Raw genomic sequence first — 23,550 nt, 5'->3', positions numbered from 1 at the left:
CGAGCCAGCCTGCCGCTGCATCGGAAGGGCGCCCCTGGTGGGCGCCTTTTCTTTTGCTCGAGCGGCCTTGAGCCCTGGGCTTGCCGTGCCCCGGCTTTGTTAAACTCGCCGGATTCCCCATTTCTGCGTTTCCCCCCGCAATTCCGCCATGTCACAGTACGTTTTCACCATGAACCGCGTGGGCAAGATCGTTCCGCCCAAGCGCCAGATTCTCAAGGACATCTCGCTGTCGTTCTTCCCCGGCGCCAAGATCGGGGTGCTGGGCTTGAACGGCTCCGGCAAGTCGACCGTGCTCAAGATCATGGCCGGCCTCGACAAGGACATCGAAGGCGAAGCCACGCCGATGCCCAACCTCAACATCGGCTACTTACCGCAGGAGCCGCAGCTCGATCCCGCCAAGACGGTGCGCGAAGAAGTCGAGAGCGGCCTGGGCGAAGTGATGGATGCGCAAAAGCAGCTCGAAGCCATCTACGCGGCATACGCCGAGGAAGGTGCCGACTTCGACAAGCTCGCCGAAGAACAGGCGCGCCTGGAAGCCATCATTGCCGCCGGTGCCGGTGACAACGTGGAACTGCAGCTCGAAATTGCCGCCGACGCACTGCGCTTGCCGCCGTGGGACGCGAAGATCGAGCATCTTTCGGGCGGTGAAAAGCGTCGTGTCGCGCTGTGCAAGCTGCTGCTGTCGCGCCCCGACATGCTGCTGCTCGACGAGCCGACCAACCATCTGGATGCGGAATCCGTGGACTGGCTCGAGCAGTTCCTCACGCGCTTCCCCGGCACCGTTGTGGCTGTGACCCACGACCGCTACTTCCTCGACAACGCCGCCGAGTGGATTCTCGAACTCGACCGCGGCCACGGCATCCCCTGGAAGGGCAATTACAGCTCCTGGCTCGATCAGAAAGAGACGCGCCTGAAGCAGGAAGAGTCGAGCGAATCGGCGCGCCAGAAAGCGCTAAAGAAAGAGCTCGAATGGGTGCGCCAGAATCCGAAGGGCCGTCAGGCCAAGTCGAAGGCGCGTCTGGCCCGCTTTGACGAGTTGAACAGCCAGGAATACCAGAAGCGCAACGAGACGCAGGAAATCTTCATCCCGGCCGGCGAGCGTCTGGGCAATGAAGTCATCGAGTTCCAGAACGTCAGCAAGAGCTATGGCGATCGCCTGCTGATCGACAACCTCAGCTTTACGGTTCCGCCGGGCGCCATCGTCGGCATCATTGGCCCGAACGGCGCCGGTAAGTCGACGCTCTTCCGCATGATCACGGGCAAGGAGCAGCCGGATTCGGGCACCATCAAGATCGGCCCGACGGTCAAGCTGGCTTACGTTGACCAGAGCCGCGATGCGCTTTCCGCAGACAAGACCGTCTTCGAAGAGATTTCGAACGGTTCCGACATCCTCACGGTTGGCCGGTATGAGACGCCATCGCGTGCCTACATCGGCCGCTTCAACTTCAAGGGTGGCGATCAGCAAAAGCACGTCGGCACGTTGTCTGGCGGCGAGCGCGGGCGCCTGCACTTGGCCAAGACGCTCATCTCGGGCGGCAATGTGCTGCTGCTCGATGAGCCGTCAAACGACCTGGACGTGGAAACGCTGCGTGCGCTGGAAGACGCGCTGCTCGAGTTCGCGGGCTGCGTGATGGTGATTTCGCACGATCGCTGGTTCCTCGATCGCATCGCCACGCACATCATCGCGTTCGAAGGCGATTCGCACGTCGAGTTCTTCCCGGGCAACTATCAGGAATACGAAGCCGACAAGAAGAAGCGTCTGGGCGAAGAAGGTGCGAAGCCCAAGCGTATCCGCTACAAGCCCGTTACGCGTTAAGCAGGCGCATCGGGCACAGGCGCGTCGAGGTTGCTGTCAAACTCGACGCGCTTGTGCGACCCGTCACAGAACGGCTTGTTCAAGGAGTGCCCGCAGCGGCACAGCCATGCCTGGCCTTCTTCTACGGCCAACTCGCGCCCGCCCTGGGTGGCGACCCGGAAGGTTCCCTTGATATGGTACGGCCCGTTGTTGCGGACCGTGATGACAACGTCGTCTGCCATGGCGGGTCCTCAGAAGAGCATGCCCTGCATGCGATACGCGAAGTGGCCGGGCTTGGCGTCGCGCATTAAAGCCATGAACTGATCCATGTCCATATGCACGACATTTTCGTGGTCGCCGGCTTCGAAGTAGACGTCGCCGTGGGCCATCAGACTGCTGTCGATGTAGGTGGGCATGCCGTAAGCCATGCCAACGGGTGGTACGGCGCCAGCATCGCAGTCCCGAAAGACTTCGCGCAACTCGGATTCATCGGCCAGTGTCAGGTCCAGGCGGCCAGTTTCCTTTTGCAATTCCGACAGATGCAGGTGATACGTCGATGGCAACACGGCCGCGACATAGCCGAGCTTGTCTTCGAGCAGCAGCGTCTTGGCCAGACGGTCGCCCGGGACATGTGCAGACTGCGCGGTCTCCGTGCTGGTATGGGTATGCGGATGGCGAATCACCTCGTACAGGCAGCCCTTGCTGCGCAGGCAGCCGTCGAGGGTGCTGGAGATCGACATGGCGTCCTCCCGTGTGCTGTGCGGCCGGCGGCGGGATTGCAGGGGCCACTACGTCAGCATAGGTCGGTTTGCAGATTGCGCGGGCATTCGAGCGTACAAAAGCAACGGGCCGCTCGTGTGAGCGGCCCGTTGCCGATGTAGCTGTCTGTTGCCGCTAGGCGTTAGCGGTCCCAGCCGCGGTGCCAGCCGTGATCGTGGTGCCCTTCGTGTTCGTGCCATTCGCGTTCGCGCCACTCGTGGCGGCGCCATTCGCGCTCACGCCAGTCGTCGCGGTCACGATAGTAGCCGCCATAGTTCACCGGGGCCGGGGCATAGACCGGGGCAGGGCGATATACCACGGGCGGGGGTGCATAGACAGGTGCCGGGGCCACATACACCGGCGCAGGCACGCCGATCGCCACGCCGACATCCACATGCGCCAGCGCCGCCGTCGAGGCGCACAGCGCGGCGCCACCCAGAACGAATGCGAGCAGTGTGCGTTTCATGATGCTTCTCCTTACGGTTGCGAGGCCGGGGGCTACTGTGCCGTCGACTTCGTGTATCAAGTTCGTGATGCCATTCTATGAACCGTTGGGCGCTTCAGGTGATACGCAAATCCTACGGATGTAACGGGAAGTAAAACGCCCCACCGGCAAGACGCTGGTGGGGCGCGGCACTTCAAGTGGGGTGGCGCGTTCAGCCCTGTGCAGCTTCCCAGGCCGCACGCTGTGCAGGTGACGACCACACCGCCAGGTGCAGTGCCGACAAGGAGAATGGATCGGACAGCAACACCAGCTTCTGCTTGCCCGTGAGCTTGTCCGGGCCAACCTCCAACGCATGGCGCACATGCGCCTCACGCACGGCAACCAAGCGCCGGTCGTGCGGAAAGCGCGCCGTGCCGATCGCGCACATCAGCGCGTTGGTGACGGGGTCGACCACGGCTTGGCGGAAATCCGGCATCGGCGGCGCATTGCGCAGGTGCTTGCGCGTGGCGCGCAACTCACGCGGCGGGCGCACTTCCTCGGGAATCATGAACAGGCGCAGGCGCCGCATGCGGCGGCCCAGGCTCACGCGGCTGGAGAACACGGACAGCGGAATCGACACGATCAGCGCGCCGACCACGGGCGACAGCCACCAAAGGAAGCTCGGGTTCAGCCAATACACGATGGCGGCCCAAACGATGCCGATGACGGTGTGCAGGCCGTGGCGGCGTACGGCGTCGCTCCAATGCGTCTGTGCATCTTCGCGCGGCGGCGACTTCCAGTGCACCTTCCAGCCGAGGAACGCGGCGGTCACAAAGCGCGTGTGGAACAGCATGCGCACCGGCGCGGCCAGCACCGAGAACACCGCCTCGATTGCCATCGACAACGCCAAGTGGATCGCCCCGCCAAAGCGTTTCGGCCCCTGCGCCCACAGGACGAGCACGCTCAGGATCTTCGGCAGGAACAGGACGGTGGCGGTGGCGGAAAACAGCGCGGCGGCTTTTTCCGGATGCCACTCCGGCCAGATCGGGAAGAGCTGGCGGGGCTGCGTGAAGTATTCCGGCGCGATCAGCGTGTGCTTGGCCAGCAGGGCTGTCGACAGGATCAGAAACAGGAACCACAGCGGCGCCGACAGATACGCCATCACGCCGGTGATGAACACCGCGCGGTGCACACGGTGAAAGCCCGGCGCGCCGAACAGGCGGAAGTTCATGAGGTTGCCGTGGCACCAGCGGCGGTCGCGGCCCAGTTCGTCGAGCAGGTTGGGCGGCATTTCTTCGTAGCTGCCGTCGAGGTCGTAGGCGATCCACACGGCCCAGCCGGCGCGCCGCATCAGCGCGGCTTCGACAAAATCGTGCGACATGATCTCGCCGGAAAGCGAGCCCTTGCCCGGAATCGGCGCCAGCGCGCAGTGCTTGATGAACGGGTCCAGCCGGATGATGGCGTTGTGGCCCCAGTAGTGCGACTCGCCGAGTTGCCAGTAGTGCAGGCCAGCGGTGAACAGCGGCCCGTACACGCGCGTGGCGAATTGCTGGATACGCGCATACAGCGTGTCGCGGCCGGCGGCGCGCGGCGCGGTCTGGATGATGCCCGCGCTTGGCGCGCCTTCCATCAACTGCACGAGGCGCGTCAGGCAATCGCCGCTCATCACGCTGTCGGCGTCGAGCACGATCATGTAGCGGTATTTGCCGCCCCAGCGCCGGCAGAAATCGTCGATGTTGCCGCTCTTGCGCTTCACGCGGTGGCGGCGCCAGCGGTAGAAGATGCGGCCGAAACCATCGAGCGCGCGGCAGATGTGCAGCCATGCGTCGGCTTCTGCCGTGCGGATGTCCGGGTCGCCGGAGTCCGACAGCACGAAGAAGTCGAAGTGCTCCAGGTGTCCCGTGCGCTGCAACGACTCGTACGTCGCGCGCAGCCCCGCGAACACGCGCTGCACATCTTCATTGCAGATCGGCATGACGATGGCCGTGCGCGCATCGTCCGGAATCGTGGCGTCGGGCGTGGCGCGGCGCGAGATGACGAAGCGGTCGCCGTGGAAGGCCAGCAGCAGGAAGCCGGTGATGGCCGTCCAGAAGCCAGCTGACACCCAGCAGAACAGCACCGCAAACAGCACGATGATGATGGCTTCGAGCCAGTCTGCGCCGTGGTATGGCAGCACTGTGCTCATCGCCCAGGTGGCAGCGATGGTCTGCGCGATCATCAGCGCGAGAAGCGTCAGGCGCCGGCGCGCCCCAACGAAGCGCCAGATGCCTTTCGGGTCGGGCGAGTCGGGCGCTTCATACGGCACCGGCTTCTGGCCGCCGTGCATCCAGCGGTCGATGGCCTTGCGCGCGCGCCAGATGGGCCCGAGCACCCACGGCCACGGCACCATCGACCGGCGCGCGGGTGCGGGGCCCGTATCCAGATGGATGCGGCCCTGGCTATCGTGCTCAAGCGGCGGTACCGGTTCAGCAGTGGGCTCCGTCGATGCAGCATTGGCGCGCGTGGCGCCATAGGCGGCATCCAGGCGCGAGCCTACGGAGGCGTAGGCCGGCGCGTCGGCGTCAAGCGAGGTTGTCTGCGCCGGGTCGAGCCTGGCCAGTGCGCGATGCAGCTTGGCAAGCGCCGCTGCATCGTCGTCGCCAGCGGTGATGCCCGCGTCGTGCAGCAGCGCAGCACGCGCATCGGCCGCCAGCGGCAGCGCTTCAAGGTAATGGTCTGCCACAGACTGCGCTGTGGCAGGGCTGGTGGAGGGGGCGGCGCCGGCAGCACCGACAGTCTGGGCTGTCGTCACGTTCAGCCCGGAGGTAACAGGTAGCTCCACGTCTCGGAGAGTCCGGTGCCGCCGCTGCGCAGGTAGCCGCGCAATTCGACGGGTTTGTCGTCGTCGACCCGCTTGAGGCGCACGGTCACGCGCCAGCCGCCGGTCGCGGTGTTGGGCTGGCCGAAGATCGATTCGATCTTGCCGTTGGCATCTGCCGAGAACACCGGCTCAACCGGTGCATTCGGCGCCAGCTTGGCCAGTGCGGGGCCTTCAAAGTCGACCACGAAGGCGATCGTATCGTCAGGCTTGCGCTCGTCGGGGCGCTTGGTGGTCCAGCCGTGCGAGCGGCGCGTCTGCGTAACCCATGCCAGCGCCGGCTTCTTGTCGGCATCCTTCTGCCACAGCAGGCGGTATTCGAGGTTGAACGGCTGATGCGGCTTGGGCGGGTTCTCGGGCACCCAGTAGGCGACCACGTTGTCGTTCGTCTCGTCGGGCGTCGGGATCTGCACAAGTTCCACGCGGCCCGCGCCCCATTTGCCGACGGGCTCGACCCACGCGCTCGGGCGCAGTTCATAGCGGTCGCCGATTTCCTGGTAGCTGGAGAACGCGCGGTCACGCTGCATCAGGCCGAAGCCGCCCGGATTGGTCGTCCCGAACGAGCTGACCAGCAGGCGCTTGGGGTTCGTCAGCGGACGCCAGATCCATTCACCCGTGCCGGAAAGCACCGACAAGCCGTCGGAGTCGTGCACCTCGGGGCGGAAATCCAGCGCAGGCGCCGGCTGATTCTCGCCAAAGAAGAACATGCTGGTGAGCGGTGCGATGGCCAGCTTGCTCACGTTTTCGCGCATGTACACCTGTGCCTTGACGTCGACCGCCGTATCGCTGCCCGGCTTGATGACAAAGCGGTAGGCACCCGTGGCGCGGCGCGAGTTGAGCAGCGCGTAGATTGTCAGTTCCTTGGCGTTGGCCGCGGGACGTTCGATCCAGAAATCGGTGAAGCGGGGGAATTCCTCGCCCGAATTGAGCGCGGTGTCGATGGCCAGACCGCGCGCGGACAGGCCGTAGACCTGCCCCTTGCCGATGCCGCGGAAGTACGACGCGCCCAGGAACACGATGACCTCATCCTTGTACTTGGGCGTGTTCATCGGATAGTGCACGCGGAAACCGGCAAAGCCGAGCTTCTGCACCTGTTTCGGATCGAGCTTGACCGGGCCGTAGTCGAACAGGCGCGGGTCGAAGCGGATTTCGCGCACGCCGGCGGGCGACACCTCGTTGATCTTCACAGGCTGGTCGTAGTACGAACCCTCGTGGAAGAAGCCGAGTTCGAACGGCAGCTTGTCACGGCGCCAATAGGCCTGGTCGGACTTGAAGCGGATTTCGCGGTACTGGTCGTAGCGCAGTTCGCGCAGTTCGCGCGGCAGGGTGTCGGCGGGCGCCTGGTAAGGCTTGGCGGCCAGTTGCTTGGCGCGTGCGGCCACATCGTTGAAGCCGAAGGCCAGCGCAGCATGCGCCGAAGCCAGCGCCAGCAGGCCGACGGCCAGCCGCGCATAGCGGGCTACCGAACGGGTGCGTACAGCGCGGGCGGCTGACGGCATGCGGGAGGAAACAGCGGAGGGAATGTTCAAAATGAGATCGCGTCTAGGCGGCGGGCCGAGGAACGTGACGCTTCGGTCCTGCCGGTCATTCGTCTGTGCCGCCGAGATTTTACCCGCCGGACCTTTGCGAGATCAAAAGCGGCAACATTTTGATAATGTTTCCGGCCGCATCGGGCCGATAACCACGTCAAATGGCGTGTAATCGAGCGGTCTTCGGCGGGTCAGCCGTTCGGTTGACGGGAACGCATGACGCTGGCGGCCAGTCAGAACCGCTTTCCCGTGTGCCTGGATTCCCGCATGGCACACTCTCGGCTCTTTCCTTCCTGGAGTTCGCATGACCTGCTGGACGCGACGCGCCACTGCAACTGCCGCGCTTGCCATCTCGACCTCGTTACTCGCGCCCGTGGCGTTTGCTGCACCTGCATCCAAGGCTGCTCCCGCTTCCAAGGCTGCCGCACCCAAGGCGGTGCGCGACCCCGGCGATGTGGCGGTGCTGCTCGACGCCTTCCCGCTCGGCAAGCCGTTGCGCAAGCTGCCCTCGTGCGAGGACGTACGCGCCAATGGCGGCAAGGACGTCGCCGAATACTGCTCCGACGCGCTGGAATCGCACGGCCGCACGCGTTCGCTGGGCGTGCCCCAGGCATCGCGCCCCGAGTTGATGGATGGACCGCAGGCCGTGCTGCTGATCGACCAGGACGGCAACATCGCCGGGATGTTCGTGCCCACGCGTGGCGTGGATACCGAGCAGCGCGTCTTCCAGGCCCTGTCCGACCGCTACGGCAAGCCCGCGCAGGAGGGCAAGGCGCCGCTCAAGCTGAAGTCTGGCAAGACGGTCGATTCGCTTCGCGCACGTTGGGCGGGTCAGCAGACGATCATCACGATGTATGCGATTCCTGAAGAGCCACAGAACGGCACGGTGGAATTCCTTTGGGCGCCGCGCGCCGGGGCGGTCATGGACCAGATGCGTGCGGAAGTCGACCCGAATGCACCCAAACCGCCTGCGGCGTCCGGTGTGGCCGCGTCCGCGCCCGCCGCGACGGCCAAGCCTTCTGCAGGTAAGCCGATGCCTAAGCAGTGAACTTACGAACACCCGTTCGTAGTTTTCGGTTACACCGCTTACACCCGCATGACGCCGGCGTCGCTCGCGCCGGCTTATAACGTCGACATGGCTCCACTAGCGGGGCCGAAGGACGCTAATCATGAAAATCGTGGCTCTGGCCTTGTTGGCCGCGACGCTTGGGGGATGTGCTGTGTATCCGGCGCCGGTGGCTGTGGCGCCTGCGCCGGTTTATGCCGCACCGGCTTATCCCGCCTATTACGGCGGCTATTGGGGTGGACCTTCGGTGTACTTCAATTACCACCACCGCTGATCGGCAGTCGGCTGATCAGCGTCTAGTCCGTTGAACGCAAGCCCCGCCAGCCCGGCGCCAACGTCTGCGGCAAGCCGATCAGATCCAGCACGCGCCCGACCGTGTGGTCGACTAGGTCGTCGATCGTCTTGGGGCGCTGGTAAAAGCCCGGCACGGGCGGAAACACGATTCCGCCCATCTCTGTGACGGCCGTCATGTTGCGCAGGTGCGCCAGATTCAACGGCGTTTCGCGCACCATCAGGATGAGGCGGCGGCGCTCCTTGAGCGTGACGTCGGCAGCGCGCGCAATGAGGTTGTCTGACAGGCCATGCGCGACGGCCGCCAGCGTCTTCATCGAGCAGGGCGCGACCACCATTGCTTCCGCCGCAAACGAGCCGCTGGCAATGGTCGCGCCGATATCGCGCACGTTATGCACGACGTGCGCCAGCGCTTCCACCTCTTCGCGTGCCATGTGCAGCTCATGCTGCACGTTCATCAGCCCTGCGGGCGACATCAGCAGGTGCGATTCCACCCCCGCTGTTTCACGTAGGCCCTCCAGAACCTGCAGCAGCCGCACCCCGTAAATTGCCCCTGACGCCCCCGTGATCGCCACGATGATGCGGCGCACGGGTGGCGTCTGAGCCGTGGCGTTCGGGGTCGGAGTCACGCTGAAATGAGACCGTAGCTCAAGCAGCCAGCAGCGGCTGCAGCTCGCCGCTCTGGTACATCTCCATCATGATGTCCGAGCCGCCGATGAACTCGCCGTTGACATAGAGCTGCGGAATGGTCGGCCAGTTGGCGTAGTCCTTGATGCCCTGGCGGATTTCGTCGTCTTCCAGCACGTTGACGGTGTGCGGACGGTCCACGCCGCAGGCCTTCAGGATCTGGATGGCGCGGCCCGAAAAGCCGCACATCGGGAATTGCGCCGTGCCCTTCATGAAGAGGACGACGGGGTGGCCTTTGACGATCTGGTCGATCTTTTCGTGCGTGGTGCTCATGGGGAGACTCGATTGGGTGAGGGGCGGCAGCCGGGTTCCCGAGCTGACATCCACATTGGAAAACCCGTCTATTTTAGCGAGGAACGCGCACCGGCGTTTTGATCCGGCCATTGCCCGCCGCTGCACCGGTCGTGGCCGGCCAGGTCCTGCGCGGTGAAGACGTTGGCGAATCCCGCGCCGCCCAGCAGCGCACGCACAGGTTCGCCTTGGTCGTAGCCGTGTTCGACCAGCAGCCATCCCCCGGAGACGAGCCGCGCCGGCGCCCCGGCGACGATGCTGCGCAGGTGGCGCAGGCCGTCATCGTGGTCGGTGAGGGCGCTGTCGGGCTCGAAGCGCAGGTCGCCTTGGTCGAGGTGCGCGTCGGTGGCGGCGATGTAGGGCGGGTTGCTGGCGATCAGGTCGAAGGCGGGTGGCGCATCGGTTCCGGCCAGCGCGCCGTACCAGTCGCCCAGCGCAGTCTGGACGTTGGTGGCACCGAGCGCCTTGGCGTTGTCGATCGCCACGGCCAGCGCATCGGCGGAGGCGTCGGTGGCCCACACGCGCGCGTCGCGCCGCGCCAGCGCAATCGTGATGGCGATGATGCCGCTGCCCGTGCCCATGTCGAGCACGGCCGGCGCATCGCACTCCTCGAGGTGGTCCAGCGCCTGTTCGACCAGCAATTCGGTATCAGGGCGCGGGATCAGCACGGCGGGCGTCACCTTGAAGGTGCGGCCGAAGAATTCACGTTCGCCGAGCAGATACGCCATCGGCTCGCCGGCCAAGCGGCGCGCCGCGAGTTCGCTGACACGCGCGCGCGCGGCCACGTCGATGGCGCAAGTGTCTTGCGTGATGAGTTGCACGCGCGACAGGCCCGTCACGTGCGAGACCAGCATGCGTGCTTCCAGTGCGGGCAGGCCGGCACGGGCCAGCGCTGTCAGCGCATCGGCCACACGAGCCAGGGTTTCGGGCGAAATGACGGGAACAGACGACACGGCAACAGACTGGCAGCGGAGATCGGGCGCACAAAATAACACGGGCCCGGCCGATGTGGCGCGGGCCCGCGAGCGGGGCTGTGCGGTTGAGCGGCGCTTACTGCTTGGTCGCGTCCTTGACCTTGTTGGCCGCTTCCTTGGTGGCGTCAGCGGTTTTGTCTGCTGCAACCTTGGCCGCGTCGGCCGTCTTGTCGGCCGCGGTCTTGGCGGCCTCCTTGGCCTGCGCCAGCGCGCCCGAGGCGGAGACTTGCGCGTCCGAAGCCGCTTGCGACAGTTCCACCTTGGCGGCGTCCGCGGCCTTGGTCACGGCGGTGCCGGCGTTGTCGAGCGCCTGTTTGGCGGCGTCCTTCGATTGCTCCATCGCGCTCTTGGCCGCCTGGTCGGTGGCCTCGTCTTTCTTGCCGCAGGCGGCCAGGCCGAGTGCGAGGGTGGTGGCGACGGTAATAGCCAGCAGTTGGGTACGCATTGCGATTCTCCTAATCGTGATGTTGCCGCGCTTGTTGGTGAGTGCGTGCCGGATGCGACCGGCGATGCACTCGGCGTGATCGAGATCGATTATAGGAACGCGGGACCGTCTCGCCATCGCGCAAAGCTGTATCAAACGCAAGCGGATGTTACGGAGAGCGCGCTTTTTAACGATTGGGCGATCAGGCGTCTTCGCCCAGCGCCGCGAGCTGTTCCGCCTGGTGCTCAGCAGCCAACGCGCCCACGAGTTCATCGATGTCGCCGTCCATGATCGCGTCGATTTTGTACAGCGTCAGGTTGATGCGGTGATCGGTCACGCGGCCTTGCGGGAAGTTGTACGTGCGGATGCGGTCGGACCGGTCGCCCGAGCCGATCAGGCTCTTGCGCGCGCTGGCTTCCTTGGCTTGCGCCTCGCGCTCCTGGCGATCCTTCAGGCGCGCGGCAAGGACTTGCATGGCGCGGTCCTTGTTACGGTGCTGGCTGCGGTCGTCCTGGCATTCCACCACCAGGCCTGTCGGCAGGTGGGTGATGCGCACGGCGGAATCCGTCTTGTTGATGTGCTGGCCGCCTGCGCCGGACGCGCGGAACGTATCGATGCGCAGATCGGCCGGGTTGATCTGGATGTCGGCCAGCGCATCGGCCTCGGGCATGATCGCCACCGTACAGGCCGACGTGTGGATACGTCCCTGTGCCTCGGTGGCCGGCACGCGCTGCACGCGGTGGCCGCCCGATTCGAACTTCAGGCGTGAGTACGCTCCTTCGCCTACCAGTCGCGCGATCACTTCCTTGTAGCCGCCCAGGTCCGACGGCGATTCGCTCACGATCTCCACCTGCCAGCGCTGCCGTTCGGCGTAGCGCGTGTACATCCGCAGCAGGTCGCCGGCAAAGAGTGCCGATTCATCGCCGCCCGTGCCGGCGCGGATTTCCACGAAGATGTTGCGATGGTCGTTCGGGTCTTTTGGCAGCAGCAGACGTTGCAGTTCGCCTTCGAGGGATTCCATCCGCTCGCGCGCGGCACGCAGTTCGTCTTCCGCAAACGCCTTCATGTCCGGATCGGCCGCCAGCTCCTGCGCGGTGGCGATGTCTTCCTCCGCCTGCTTCCATGCGGCAAATTGCGCGACCACGGGCTCCAGCTCGGCGTGTTCGCGCGTGAGCTTGCGATATTGGTCGAGGTTGGCGGTGGCGTCTTCACGCGCAAGCAGCGCGTTGATTTCGACGATGCGCTCGGCCAGTTGGTCGAGCTTGGACAGCATGCTGGGCTTCATTCGGGCAGTCGCGGAGGGAAACGCTGGAAGCGGAGGCGGCGCATGATACCGCGCCAGATGTTGCGCGCCGGGCGTGAAACCATGCGGCGCACGTGCGATGCGCTGGCCGCTAGCGCTCGGAGTGGCTGGACTGGCGGAATAGCGCCGGCAGCAGGTCGATGAGCTGTTCGCGGCCTTCGCCCTGCGCATGGTTCAGGGCATGCGTCGGGCCGTGGAGGAATTTCTTGGTGAGCGCCTGCGACAGTGCTTCGAGCACCAGCGCCGGATCGTCGCCGCGGGCGAGCATGCGCTGGGCGCGTTCCAGTTCACCTTGGCGCAGCGTTTCAGCCTGGGCGTGCAGATCGCGAATGATCGGCACCACGCTGCGCGCATCGAGCCAGTGCATGAAGTTCAGCACGCGCGTTTCGATGATGGCCTCGGCCTGCGCCACGGCGGCCTGTCGCAGCGCGTTGCCTTCGCGCACGATGGCGCCCAGGTCGTCCACGGTGTAGAGGAACACGTCGGACAGACGTGCGACTTCGGGTTCGATGTCGCGCGGCACCGCCAGGTCGACCATGAACATCGGGCGGTGGCGGCGCTGCTTGATGGCGCGCTCAACGGCGCCCAGGCCGATGATGGGCAGCGTGCTGGCGGTGCACGAGACAACGATGTCGAATTCGGCAAGCTTGGTCGGCAGTTCGGCCAGACGCACGGCGCGGGCGTTCAAGCCCTGGTTCGACAGCGATTCGGCCAGCTTCTCGCCGCGTTCCAGCGTGCGGTTGGCGATCACCACTTCGCGCGGCGTCTGCGCGGCGAAGTGGGTGGCGCACAGCTCGATCATCTCGCCGGCGCCGATGAACAGGACGCGCTGATCAGCGATCGACTCAAAGATGCGCTGCGCCAGGCGAACGGCGGCGGCGGCCATCGACACGGAATGCGCGCCGATCTCGGTCGTGCCGCGCACTTCCTTGGCCACCGCAAAGGTGCGCTGGAACAGCTGATTCAGGTACGTGCCCAGGGCGCCCGCCTCGGTGGCGGTGCGCACGGCGTCTTTCATCTGGCCGAGGATCTGCGTCTCACCCAGCACCATGGAATCGAGCCCGCTGGCCACGCGGAACGCATGGCGTACGGCCAGCGACTGGCCGAGCGAATACACATGGGGCGCAAGTTCGCCGGCGTCGATGTTGTGGTGCTGCGCCAGCCAGCGAATGGCATGTTCGTGCGCGGTCTGTTCAGGCAGGTTGCCGTCGGTGGCGCAGTAGATTTCGGTGCGATTGCAGGTGGAGAGAATGGCGGCTTCTGCCGTGCTTCTGAGGTGGGGCAGATGCTGGCGCAGCGTGCCCAGCGCGGGCTTGAGCTGCTCGAGCGGAAACGCCACCTTCTCGCGCAGGGAAAGCGGCGCAGTGTGGTGGTTGATTCCGAGCGTCAGCAACTGCATGTGGGGCGGCCGGTTAAAGAAACGGCACGAATTTTGAGCACTCTGGATTATAACGCCCGGCCCCCGGATCAGCAGGACACAGGTCAAATCTGGTGACGTGTATGGATGAATGTCGGTTATTCGTCACGCGCCGCGCGGGGCACCGCCGTGGCCTTCCGCTGCGTCCTGCGCTAAGGTACGCGTCCAGTTGAATCGCTCAAGAGCAATACGGAGAACAGGCATGGGGTGGATCGGGCCGCTGTGGATCGGGTTGGCGGTGGGCGTGGCGGCGCGTTGGCTGCATCCCGCAGGCAAACGCCTGGGATGGGCGGCTGCGCTGGCGACGGGCGGAATTGGAGCGTTGGTCGGTTACTACAGCGGCCAGTTCGCCCACCTGTATGCCGATGGGCAGATCATGGCGTGGACGGCCGCCGTGGTAGGCGCCATGCTGCTATCTGCAGCATGGGGCCTGTTGCGCCGCTAGGGTGACTGTCCTGCGGCATTCTGGCGCGGCTTATCCCGCGCCCACGCCGGTGGTGCGCGCGTCGCGCGCGGCCAGATAGCCGGCCATCAGCGTTTCCAGCCGCTTGAAGTCCACCGGTTTGGTCAGGTGATCCGTAAAGCCCGCGTCACGACAGCGGGCGATGTCTTCTTCCATGCCGTAACCCGTAATCGCGATCGACGGGGCGGCTTGCCGCTCGGCAAAAACGCGCACCACGTCCAGGCCGCTGCCGTCCGGCAGGCCGATATCGCTGATCAGCAGATCGAACGTGCCGGATTCAGCGGCTTGCATGGCCGTGCGCGCGCCATTGGCCACGGCGACGCTGTGGCCGAGGATCTCCAGCATCTGCGACATGGCTTCGGCTGTATCGGCGTTGTCTTCCACCAGCAGCACGTGCAGGCCGCGCGTCGGTTGGGCGCGTGGCAAGGGCGGCGACGGCGGCGTCTCGGGCTGCACCATCTCGGTGGCCAGCGGCAGCGTGAGCGTGAACGTGGCGCCCTCGTGGCGGCCGGCGCTCTCAGCGATCAATGAACCCTCATGCTTCTGCACCAGCGCATAGGCAATCGCCAGGCCCAGGCCAAGCCCGCCAAAGCGCTGTGTGATCGATGCATCGGCCTGCTCGAACGCCGAGAAGATACGCGGCAGCGCGTCGGGTTCGATGCCGATGCCGTTGTCCTTCACGGCCACGGCCACGGTGGAGGGCGAGGGGTTCCAGACGCGCACCCCGATGGCGCCGCCTTCGGGCGTGAACTTGACGGCGTTGCGCACCAGGTTCCAGATCACCTGCTGGATGCGCGCGCCGTCGGCATACAGCCGACTGCGGCCCGCCTCGAAGCGCGTCTTGAGCGACAGCCGCTTGGCCTGCATGTCGTTGCGCGACATCTCCAGCGTGCTCTCCAGCAGCGGATACAGGTCGACCAGCGCAAAGCTCACGGCCAGCTTGCCGCGCGCAATGCCGGTGATGTCGAGCAGGTCGTCGATCAGGCGTGCTTCCAGTTCGGCGTTGCGGCGCACGACTTCGAGCTGCGCGACCACATACGCAGGCAGATCCTGGCGCAGTTCCAGCAGATGCACGGCGGTCAGAATTGGCGTGAGCGGCGTGCGCAGCTCATGCGAGAGCACGGCCAGGAAGTGGTCCTTGGCGTGGTTGGCGGTCTCGGCTTCTTCCTTGGCACGGCGCAGGGCGTCGGCCGCGATGCGCTCTTCCGTGGAGTCGCGGATGATCTTGGAGAAGCCGACCAGTTGCCCCGTCTCGTTGTGGATGGCGGTGACCACGCTGGATGCGTAGAACGGCGTGCCGTCCTTGCGCAGCATCCAGCGGTCGTCGGTGAGGCTGCCTTCGCGGCGCACGCGTTCGAGCTTGCGCTGGAATTCACCTGCCTCGCGCGCGGCCTGCGGATACAGAATCTCCGCCGATTTGCCGAGGATGTCTTCGCGCGCATAACCAAGAATGCTGCGCGACGCCGCATTCCAGGTGCGCACGATGCCCTGCGGGTCGAGCGAGAGCACGGCGTGCTCCTTGAGCGCGTTGATCAGCAGGCGGAAGTGCGTTTCCGCTTCGCGCAGGGCAGCTTCTGCGGCGATGCGCTGGCGGCGTTCGGCTGCTTCGGCCAGCGCCCGCAGCAGCACCACGGGCAGGCGCTGCAGGCGCTGCTTGATGACGTAATCGGTGGCGCCGCGTTTGAGCATGTCCACCGCATGCTCTTCGCCCAGCGCACCCGACACGAAGATGAACGGCGTTTGCGGTGCCATGCGGCGCGCAATGTCGAGCGCCTCCGCCCCCGTGAACTGCGGCAGCATGTAGTCGGCCAGGATGGCGTCGAAGGTTCGCGCGCTCAGTTGGGCGATGAAGTCGGTCTCGTTGTCGACCAGCGTGGTGTCAGCCTGCAGGTTGGCGGTTTCCAGCCGTGCGCGCGTAAGTTCTGCGTCGAGCGGATTGTCTTCGACCAGCAGCAGTTGAAGATTGGGCATGGGGGCGAATGCTCCGGATGGGCCGCTAGCTTGCCGGCAGCAACGTGCGGCGTGCCCGGGTGGAGCCGGGCGGCGGTTCATTGAGCACCGCCCAGAATACGCCCAGGTCGGCAATCGCATCGACAAACGCCCGGAACTCCACCGGTTTGACCACGTAGGCGTTGACGCCCAGTTCGTAGCTGCGCAGCAGATCGGTTTCTTCGCGCGACGACGTGAGCATGACCACGGGCAGGCTCTTGAGCGCGGGCGTGGCACGGATCTCGGCCAGCACTTCCAGCCCGTCGACCTTGGGCAGCTTCAAGTCGAGCAGCACCACGGCAGGGTTGCCCGGCACGCGTTGCGCGTACAGGTTGCGCGCGTGCAGGTAGTCCAGCGCTTCAGCGCCGTCGCGGGTGACGACCACATCGTTGGCAAGCTGGCTGCGCTCCAGCGCCAGCAGGGTCAGCTCGAGGTCGTTCGGATTGTCTTCAACGAGCAGGATGGGTTTGAGCATGGTGGCAATGAGCGTGGAAAGAACCATCAGGCATCGCGAGTCACGGGTGTGCGGAGGCCCGCTGCGGATGCCGCCTGCGGGTCCGGCGTGCGCGGCAGCGCGAAGTAGAACGTCGCGCCGCGATCAAGCTCGCCCTCGGCCCAGGTGCGGCCGCCGTGGCGATCGATGATGCGCCGCACATTGGCCAGGCCGATGCCGGTGCCCTCGAACTCGTCCATGCGATGCAGCCGCTGGAACACGCCGAACAGCTTGGCCACGTATTCCATCGAGAAGCCCACGCCGTTGTCGGCAATGCGCACGATGGTTTCGGCGTCGGTCTGTTCGGCGTCGATATGGATGCGCGCCGGGTCACGGCCGCGCGTGTATTTGACTGCGTTGGAGAGCAGGTTGCGCATCGCCAGTTGCAGGAATGCCGGGTCGGCGCGCACCACCGGCAAGGTGGCGATGTCCCATTCAATATGGCGACGTCCCTGGTCTGGCGTCAGATCGCGCACGACGCCGCGCACGAGCTGTGCGAGATCGACGTCGGTCAGATGAAGCGCGCCGCGGCCCATCTGCGAAAAGGTCAGCAGATCGTCGACCAGCTTGCCTGCAAAGCGCGACGACTCCGAGATCGTCTGCAGAAAGTGCCGCCCGCGTGCCGAGACGTGCTGGCCCTCCATCTCGTCCAGTAGTTCGGCATAGCCGGCGATGTGGCGCAGCGGCGCGCGCAAGTCGTGCGATACGGAATACGAAAACGCTTCCAGTTCGTGGTTGGCGCGGCGCAGTTCGCTGGCCAACTCCGCGGCTTCTTCCGCGCGGCGCAGCACGATGTTCAGGACGGCGTAGCGGAACTCCGCGGCGGTTTCCACTTCGCTTGTGCGCCACGGGCGCGAAGTGTGCGCGATGCGCTCCTGCCAGTGGCGGGTGCGGCCCAGCACGTGCTGGCTGTCGTGGGCGATGGCCGCGTCCGGTGCGTCGCCCGCCCAGCGCACGGTGTGCGGGGTTTCGGGGCGGAACCACAGCACGTAGTGGCGATGCAGTTGCGAAACCTGCACGGCCAGCACGCCACTGGCCTGGGGCAGCAGCGCTGCGCTGTCCGGGTAGGTGGCGGCCACACGGTCGGTGTGGAAGACCTCCCCGGGGTGCGCATTGGCCAGCCATTCGGTCAGGCGCAGGATGCTGGCTTCGTCAGGCGCGGCACCGATGCGCACGCACTCGCCCTGGCGAACGATGGCGGCGCCGCTGGCCGAGGCAAAGCGCAGCAGATCGGCGGGATGTTCGAGCAGGCCTTCGTGGAAATGGTCACGGTCGGCCATCGCGGCCAGCAGGCGCACAAGGATGCGTCGCAGTTCCAGCCGGTGGGCGATCTCGGCGCGATCTTCCTTCGCTTCGATCTGCAGCGACAGAATCTGCGCCAGGTGTTCGCATGCCGTGCGCACTTCAAACGACAACGAACAGGGCGTCGCATGGTGGCAGGCGATCAAGCCCCACAGGTTCCCGCGCACCGTAAGCGCCAGCGTGAGCGACGCCTTCGCGCCCATGCGGCGCATGGTTTCGCGCTGCGCATCGGAAGCCGCGCGCAAGGCCGCGTAGGTCAGATCGGTCGTCCGCCCGGTGGACGGATGCAGCGGGGGCACCAGCCCCACCGGCGTGTCGTCGACGTCTGCCACCAGGCGCAAGGGGTTGTGGCTATACAGATTGCGCAGTTCGGGCGTTATGCCGGCGCCAGACAGGTGCGTACCGACCAGCGTGTCATAGGCCTCGTTGCGCGCTTCAGCGAGCGCTTGCAAGGAGCCATCGCGCTCAATGCGGTAGATCGTGACGCGGCCAAAGTGGGTGAGGTGGTGGACTTCGCGCGCGGCGAGGTCCGTCAGCGCATCGATCGTGCCTACGGCTTGCAGGCTGGCGACAAAGGTGCGCACCAGCGGATACATCGACGCAAACGCGCCGTCGGCCGCATGCATGGCGGGTTCCACCTCCAGGATGAGTGTGCCCTTGTGCCGATGCACCACCGCGTCGAGTGCGTGCCCGTGCGGCGTCAGGAGTGTGCCGATATACAAGGGGTGTCCGTCGATGCTGTGCGTGCCCAGGGCGCGCTCCAGCACCTCGCGCCCCGCCGTGCCGATGACATGGTCAACAGGCGCCTGCAGCGCGGTGGCCAGTGGCGTACCCAGCGCGGCCTCCAGGTTTTCACTCACCTGATGGATGCGCAGATTGGGTTCGGACAGGCACAGCAACACCCCGCGCGACTGGATGGCAGCGTTGCTGCCGATACCGGTCGAGGCGTCGATGTCGTCAATTGCAGACAAGGGCGGAGGCGATTGCGAACTCATGGCGTTGGGCGAGTGCGCCGTCCGAACGGTCCTGGCTGAATGCCAGTCGGGGCGGCGGGCTGCCCCGGGCGGAAGCGGCCTGCCGGGGTTCAGCGTATCTGCCGTGTTTCACGCAACCGGCGTGCCAGCGACGTGAAAATGGCGCAGCGATGGGCCTTGCCGAGCATCGAAGCCGTCTTGTTCACTTGCCCGCGTGTAAAAAAGTGATGCTGGGCCGCCTCAACGTTACAAGGGCGGGGACGGCATTCGTCTGGCGGGCCACCGCTGCGTGCTCGCGCCTCGCCCATGAAAAAAGCCCCGCAATCACTGCGGGGCTTTCTCGTTGGACGTGCGCGGGGTCAGACGTTGAACAACATTAGCAAGTCTACGGGTATATGGACACATCGAATGGCTGAGCAATCAACAACTTAGGTGATTCCTTGTGTCGCTCGTGTGGCCAGTAGATATGGACACTACAAAGCCTGAAGTGTACATCGAGCAGAGGCTTCTCAGAGCCCTTGCGTGGGCCAACCGCGCAGCCGCGGTAGAGCAGGTACATGGGCGGACCTTCGTCGGCGTCAGTGGTGGCCCTCCCTGCCGGTCACGGATCTGCGCCGTGCTGCTATACCTCATAGCAGCGGTCCAGTCCGAACAGCGTGCGCATTCGCTCGTCCTTCGCCGCGGAAGCACCGGTGAGATCGATCACCGCCAGCCTCTGCCGGGCCCTAGAGCAGCAGACGTAGAAGACATTGCGAGACCGCTTTGCGCGCTCTGGTTTCGCCGTCTCATCCGCACCGGACAGGTACTTGTCGAACGAATAGAAGGTCCACGCGGCGCCGGAGTCGTCCAGCACGACCAGCACGGTATCGAACTCGTCTCCCTTCACGCCATGCTTGGTAGCAAACGGCGTGCTGGTCATGAAGAACCGGGCGAAGGCGGCGACCTGCTGGTAGGGAAGCGCGAAGAAGGCCCCGTACAGCGTCGCCTCCAGTTGCTCGCGCTCTTTCGCGGCATCATCCATCTCCGCAGTGAGGATGGGCTGCGTGTTTACAAGCCGGAGGGCCAAGTCATCGGTCAGTGGGAATAGCTGGCGGTCGCGGATCGTCTCAAGCACTTCACGGACTGTGCCGGCAGCTCGCTTTGCCGTCAGGGCATTAAGCGCATCGCGCACGCCAGACTTTGCTGTGCGACTGGCTAGTCGGTGCCCCGCGCCATGGAGCCGGCCCAGCGTCTCGCCGATCTGCCCCTTCTCCCAGGCCAGGGCCAGCGGTTCAACCTTCTCCAAGAAGAACGCAATCCGCCGATCAGAGCCGTCGGTGAGGGCATCCTTGGCAAAGGACCCACGATCCGTGAAGGCCTGAAGCAAGTCAGCAAAACCAGCCTTGCGGGCAATCAGCCGATGGGTGAGGTAAAGCTCGCGTGTTCCTTGGCTTGCCAGGTCCCAGTTCAAGGTGTCGGTCAGCAGGTCGCGTGCGCGTTGAAGACCCGCTTCATCGGCACCAGCCGCAACGCGGATGTACGCTACGTCGCCTTGCGCGTTGTTGCTCCCAGGTATCTGCGTGATGTCGGTCCGGATGTTGTTCAACACATCCATGACGCGCAGCGAGCAACGACGGTTCTCGCGCTTGACGATGACCTCAAGTGGCGCTGCCAGCTCAGCTGGAAGTTCGCCGATCCCCTTGTGTTCTCCATGGTGATAGATGTTCTGCATCTTGTCACCGAAAAATCCGAGCACGAGCTTGTTGCCAGCCAGCGGTAGCATCCGGCAAAGCAGGATGTCGATCACTGCTTCGCTGGTGTCCTGGTACTCGTCGATGAAGATGTAGGGGTAGCGGCTCGCCACGATGCGCGCCAGCTTGTCGTATCTGGTGTAGGCGATGCGCGCGATCGAAAGCAGGTCGTCGTGATAGATCCGACCCTCGAGGAACTTGGAGCCCCGGTCCGAGTACTTCACCTCAAGCCGGGCGGCGACCCTTGCTGCTAGTTCCGCTTGATCAACCCGACGCGAGCTCCCCGTGGGGAGTGCAGCATTGAAATCGAGCAGAGCCTGCCGAAGGGCTTGCTGGTGGGGCTGCAACGTGCTCCATAGGAAGTCATGGATAGTCGAGACACGCACCAAAGAGTTGCCCTGGATGCGGTCAATCACCTGGTCCTTGGCCACATTGGTATAGGTGATGCAGGCGATCTGCTGCCCGTCACGCCTGAGCCGGTCGGCGACCGTCGGTGCACAGAGCTTCTTCAGACCCTCGACGAGAGAGTAAGTCTTGCCCGCGCCGGCACCAGCGTCGAGAACGAAACTGCGACCCTCGGCGAGGCATTCGGCGATGCGCTCGTCCGCTGTCTTTTCGGGCGCGGCCGCGGCTACTGCTTCGCCAACCATTCGAGCCCCTCGCGGATGTACATCGGTGTGGCCCAGCCTTCGTTGGCCAGCAGATCAAGCGCAAAGTCGACCTTCGGCAGACTTACGTTGTAGGCGTCCGCGGTCAGGGCTGCGGCGTCAGCATGAGTGAATGTTTCTCCGGTGGCCAACATCTTGGCTTTGTTGGCGGTCAGCCATGCCGCGTTCGCGTAGACAAAGGCTTCCTCGAAGCTGCGAGCGCACGGTTGGCCGACTGCTTCCGGGACTTGATAGGCAACCCGGACACGTCCAGAGGTCTTTTGTGCTTCGCCAGCCGCCATCAGCACAGGCAAATCAGAACTTCCTGGAAGCCACTGAGACAGGGTTGCATTACTGCTGACATGCCCGTTTGCGACGGGCGCCTTCTTCTTGGTTGTGCCATCGATCGAATCCAAATCGGTGATGACCAGAGCCGGCAACTGCAAGAACTCGATCAGCTTGCGGAAGAGATGTGCGTACGCGCCGCCCACTTCTACCGTGCAGACATAAGTCGAGGTTAGCTTGTCGCGCAGTGCGATATCCAGGGCGGCGATTAGGCGAGGCAGAAGCATGCGCTCGACTTGCCCTTCGATGAACACGAGCTTGTCCGCGAAGAACATGTCGCATCGAGTGGTCGTCAAGTACTTCCGCAGGAACTCCATCGCGGCCTTTTCGGGGTCGGTCGTTGCAGAGCACTCGAAGGACAGCAGGTCCTTGATCTCGACCGTTCCCTTGTTTCGCCGGAAGTAGCGAATCGGCGCGAAGCCGCAGTTGGCCGCCATGTGCGATGAGTGCGTCGTCAGCAGCAGTTGCACGCCGGTCTCACCCGCAGCGGGTGTGAGGAACTCGCTGACCTTCTGGACGAAGACCGCCTGCATCTGAGGATGCATGTGCACCTCGGGCTCCTCAACGACGACCAAGTGGACACGGGGACGATGCTCGAGGTCAGACTCCACGTCCTCACGGAAGGACTTGAGGCACAGAACAATGTAGATGAGGTTCTTGAACCCGAGTCCGTTGTATCGCTCGGGAAGCTCGAAGGCCTGATCAAGCGCTGCCGCGGGTCCCTCGGCTGGTGGCGTCGTTGCGCTGGCCGCCGAGTAGTAGACGCGCGTCGTGTCCTTGAAAAGGCCATCGGCGCTGAGCTCAGCGCGCACAGTTAGCTTGGGGGATTCCGGATGGCCGAACTTCGCCAACCCCTTCATCAGGCCGTCGAAAGCCTTGACGTACTGAGGGCCAAGGATGGTGGACTGGTCCCGCAGCGTCTTCTCGAGTGCCTTGAAATCGTTGGGAGCATCGACTTTGTAGCGGCGCTCGTAGTGCGTGTGGAGCAATGTCGAGAGGCGCGTGGCCTTGCTGCCTTCTTCACGGTCGTCGATGTGGCGCTGAGCGCTGACGACGTCGATGCGGATCAGCCGCTGCAAGATGCCTCGGTCGGGCAGGCGCTCGGCTTCGCTGCCGTCAGGGCTCAACTTGAATTGGTCGAGCTTGTAGTGGTCATGCAGGGTGGCCGCAAGATAATCGAAAAGCGACTGATCGTCGTCCCGGTCCTTCAGGTAGGCCTGCGCCAGTTGCTCGGGATTCGCAGGCGCGAAGCGGATTTCGACCATCACCGAGGCGGACGCATCCTCCAGATCCATCAGCAACTCCCCTGCAATCGCCAAATCTGGGCCCGTGTCGTCGTAGTCGAACTTGAGGCGCAACGACAAGACCGGCAAGTCGGGGAGGGGCGGTGGCGCGGCTACTGCAGCTTCGCCCCCCGCGGGTGCGGCCGCCGCAGGCGGCGCTAGGACGTGCTGCTCAAACTTCTTTAGGGCATCGCGACACCCCAGAGAAAAATCATTGATCGACAGCTGCTTGATCGGCCTTTGCAGGAAGGTCAGCATGGCCTCGATGGCCGAAGTCTTGCCGCTATTGTTGGGGCCGACGAGGATCGTGGTGATGCCTGTCGTGTCCAGCCGCATACGGGCGTACTGCAGCAGCCGGAAGTTCATGATGGCAATTTCGGACAGCTTCACGTCCGGTCTCCCTTTCCCTGCCCAGGCGCCTTTGTCTTGATGCTATTGCCTGGGGGCCCGCGTGGCGGTCCTGCGAAATTGTACGTTCGATCTGCCGCTTGGCAATGCTGTAAGCCT

The 23,550-nt window shown here is 64.7% G+C and carries 20 protein-coding genes; 4 read left to right on the top strand and 16 right to left on the bottom strand.

Going from position 1 to position 23,550, the window contains the following annotated elements; all coding sequences use genetic code 11:
* Window positions 1–148 precede the first annotated feature (148 nt).
* Entirely contained in the window at window positions 149–1,816 is a 1,668-nt protein-coding gene (gene ettA, locus CFE42_RS17490) for an energy-dependent translational throttle protein EttA (protein WP_004634670.1), read from the top strand.
* Here the strand turns inward: ettA and CFE42_RS17485 are convergent.
* The 5 genes from CFE42_RS17485 to CFE42_RS17465 form a co-directional block, all read right to left on the bottom strand.
* Window positions 1,813–2,037, bottom strand: coding sequence for a CDGSH iron-sulfur domain-containing protein (locus CFE42_RS17485; RefSeq protein ID WP_004634673.1), 225 nt, complete (start codon window positions 2,035–2,037; stop codon window positions 1,813–1,815). The genes ettA and CFE42_RS17485 overlap by 4 nt on opposite strands.
* 9 nt (window positions 2,038–2,046) lie before the next feature.
* Window positions 2,047–2,535, bottom strand: coding sequence for an aminoacyl-tRNA deacylase (locus CFE42_RS17480; protein ID WP_004634675.1), 489 nt, complete (start codon window positions 2,533–2,535; stop codon window positions 2,047–2,049).
* 161 nt (window positions 2,536–2,696) lie between these two features.
* Window positions 2,697–3,020 (bottom strand): hypothetical protein, encoded by a 324-nt coding sequence (locus CFE42_RS17475; protein WP_004634677.1) that lies wholly within the window; start codon window positions 3,018–3,020, stop codon window positions 2,697–2,699.
* Window positions 3,021–3,210: 190 nt separating this feature from the next.
* The gene (gene mdoH, locus CFE42_RS17470; RefSeq protein ID WP_004634680.1) at window positions 3,211–5,799 is read right to left on the bottom strand and encodes a glucans biosynthesis glucosyltransferase MdoH; all 2,589 of its coding nucleotides are present in this window, start codon (window positions 5,797–5,799) and stop codon (window positions 3,211–3,213) included.
* Window positions 5,772–7,334 (bottom strand): glucan biosynthesis protein G, encoded by a 1,563-nt coding sequence (locus tag CFE42_RS17465; RefSeq protein ID WP_004634683.1) that lies wholly within the window; start codon window positions 7,332–7,334, stop codon window positions 5,772–5,774. Before CFE42_RS17465 ends, mdoH begins: the two co-directional genes overlap by 28 nt.
* Window positions 7,335–7,668: 334 nt before the next feature.
* Here CFE42_RS17465 and CFE42_RS17460 point away from each other — a divergent pair, with 334 nt between their 5' ends.
* Window positions 7,669–8,412 (top strand): hypothetical protein, encoded by a 744-nt coding sequence (locus tag CFE42_RS17460; protein WP_004634684.1) that lies wholly within the window; start codon window positions 7,669–7,671, stop codon window positions 8,410–8,412.
* Between the two features lie 121 nt (window positions 8,413–8,533).
* Complete coding sequence (locus tag CFE42_RS17455) at window positions 8,534–8,704, top strand: hypothetical protein (RefSeq protein ID WP_004634685.1); 171 nt, start codon at window positions 8,534–8,536, stop codon at window positions 8,702–8,704.
* 22 nt (window positions 8,705–8,726) lie between these two features.
* On the opposite strand, the gene CFE42_RS17450 is transcribed toward CFE42_RS17455, so the two are convergent.
* From CFE42_RS17450 to hemA, 6 genes are all read right to left on the bottom strand, one after another.
* Entirely contained in the window at window positions 8,727–9,350 is a 624-nt protein-coding gene (locus tag CFE42_RS17450) for a UbiX family flavin prenyltransferase (protein ID WP_004634689.1), read from the bottom strand.
* A gap of 19 nt (window positions 9,351–9,369) precedes the next feature.
* Window positions 9,370–9,681 (bottom strand): Grx4 family monothiol glutaredoxin, encoded by a 312-nt coding sequence (grxD, locus tag CFE42_RS17445; RefSeq protein WP_004634690.1) that lies wholly within the window; start codon window positions 9,679–9,681, stop codon window positions 9,370–9,372.
* A 68-nt stretch (window positions 9,682–9,749) separates the two neighbouring features.
* Window positions 9,750–10,652, bottom strand: coding sequence for a peptide chain release factor N(5)-glutamine methyltransferase (prmC, locus tag CFE42_RS17440; protein ID WP_004634693.1), 903 nt, complete (start codon window positions 10,650–10,652; stop codon window positions 9,750–9,752).
* Window positions 10,653–10,749: 97 nt separating this feature from the next.
* Window positions 10,750–11,118 (bottom strand): hypothetical protein, encoded by a 369-nt coding sequence (locus CFE42_RS17435; RefSeq protein WP_004634695.1) that lies wholly within the window; start codon window positions 11,116–11,118, stop codon window positions 10,750–10,752.
* 181 nt (window positions 11,119–11,299) lie between these two features.
* Entirely contained in the window at window positions 11,300–12,382 is a 1,083-nt protein-coding gene (gene prfA / locus CFE42_RS17430) for a peptide chain release factor 1 (RefSeq protein ID WP_004634696.1), read from the bottom strand.
* A gap of 109 nt (window positions 12,383–12,491) precedes the next feature.
* A complete protein-coding gene (gene hemA / locus CFE42_RS17425; RefSeq protein WP_004634699.1) occupies window positions 12,492–13,799 on the bottom strand; it encodes a glutamyl-tRNA reductase in 1,308 nt (435 codons plus the stop codon).
* Window positions 13,800–14,019: 220 nt separating this feature from the next.
* Here hemA and CFE42_RS17420 point away from each other — a divergent pair, with 220 nt between their 5' ends.
* Window positions 14,020–14,262: a GlsB/YeaQ/YmgE family stress response membrane protein gene (locus CFE42_RS17420; protein WP_004634701.1), complete on the top strand. Its 243-nt coding sequence runs from the start codon at window positions 14,020–14,022 to the stop codon at window positions 14,260–14,262.
* 30 nt (window positions 14,263–14,292) lie between these two features.
* Here the strand turns inward: CFE42_RS17420 and CFE42_RS17415 are convergent, their stop codons facing one another.
* From CFE42_RS17415 to CFE42_RS17395, 5 genes are all read right to left on the bottom strand, one after another.
* On the bottom strand, window positions 14,293–16,251 hold the full coding sequence (locus CFE42_RS17415; protein WP_004634704.1) for a response regulator: 1,959 nt from the start codon (window positions 16,249–16,251) through the stop codon (window positions 14,293–14,295).
* 25 nt (window positions 16,252–16,276) lie between these two features.
* Window positions 16,277–16,744 carry a response regulator gene (locus tag CFE42_RS17410; RefSeq protein WP_024972795.1) on the bottom strand — a complete coding sequence of 156 codons (468 nt, stop codon included), beginning with the start codon at window positions 16,742–16,744 and terminating at the stop codon, window positions 16,277–16,279.
* Between the two features lie 26 nt (window positions 16,745–16,770).
* Window positions 16,771–19,035 (bottom strand): ATP-binding protein, encoded by a 2,265-nt coding sequence (locus CFE42_RS17405; RefSeq protein ID WP_238563840.1) that lies wholly within the window; start codon window positions 19,033–19,035, stop codon window positions 16,771–16,773.
* 625 nt (window positions 19,036–19,660) lie between these two features.
* Window positions 19,661–21,418, bottom strand: a complete 1,758-nt coding sequence (locus tag CFE42_RS17400) for a UvrD-helicase domain-containing protein (protein ID WP_004637242.1) — start codon at window positions 21,416–21,418, stop codon at window positions 19,661–19,663.
* A complete protein-coding gene (locus tag CFE42_RS17395; RefSeq protein ID WP_004637239.1) occupies window positions 21,400–23,433 on the bottom strand; it encodes an ATP-dependent endonuclease in 2,034 nt (677 codons plus the stop codon). The genes CFE42_RS17400 and CFE42_RS17395 overlap by 19 nt, the downstream gene beginning before the upstream one ends.
* Window positions 23,434–23,550 lie beyond the last annotated feature (117 nt).

The sequence above is a fragment of the Ralstonia sp. PBBBR1 genome, assembly GCF_002256165.1.
GTDB lineage: Bacteria > Pseudomonadota > Gammaproteobacteria > Burkholderiales > Burkholderiaceae > Ralstonia > Ralstonia thomasii.
This window is presented reverse-complemented; position numbering and strand designations above follow the sequence as displayed.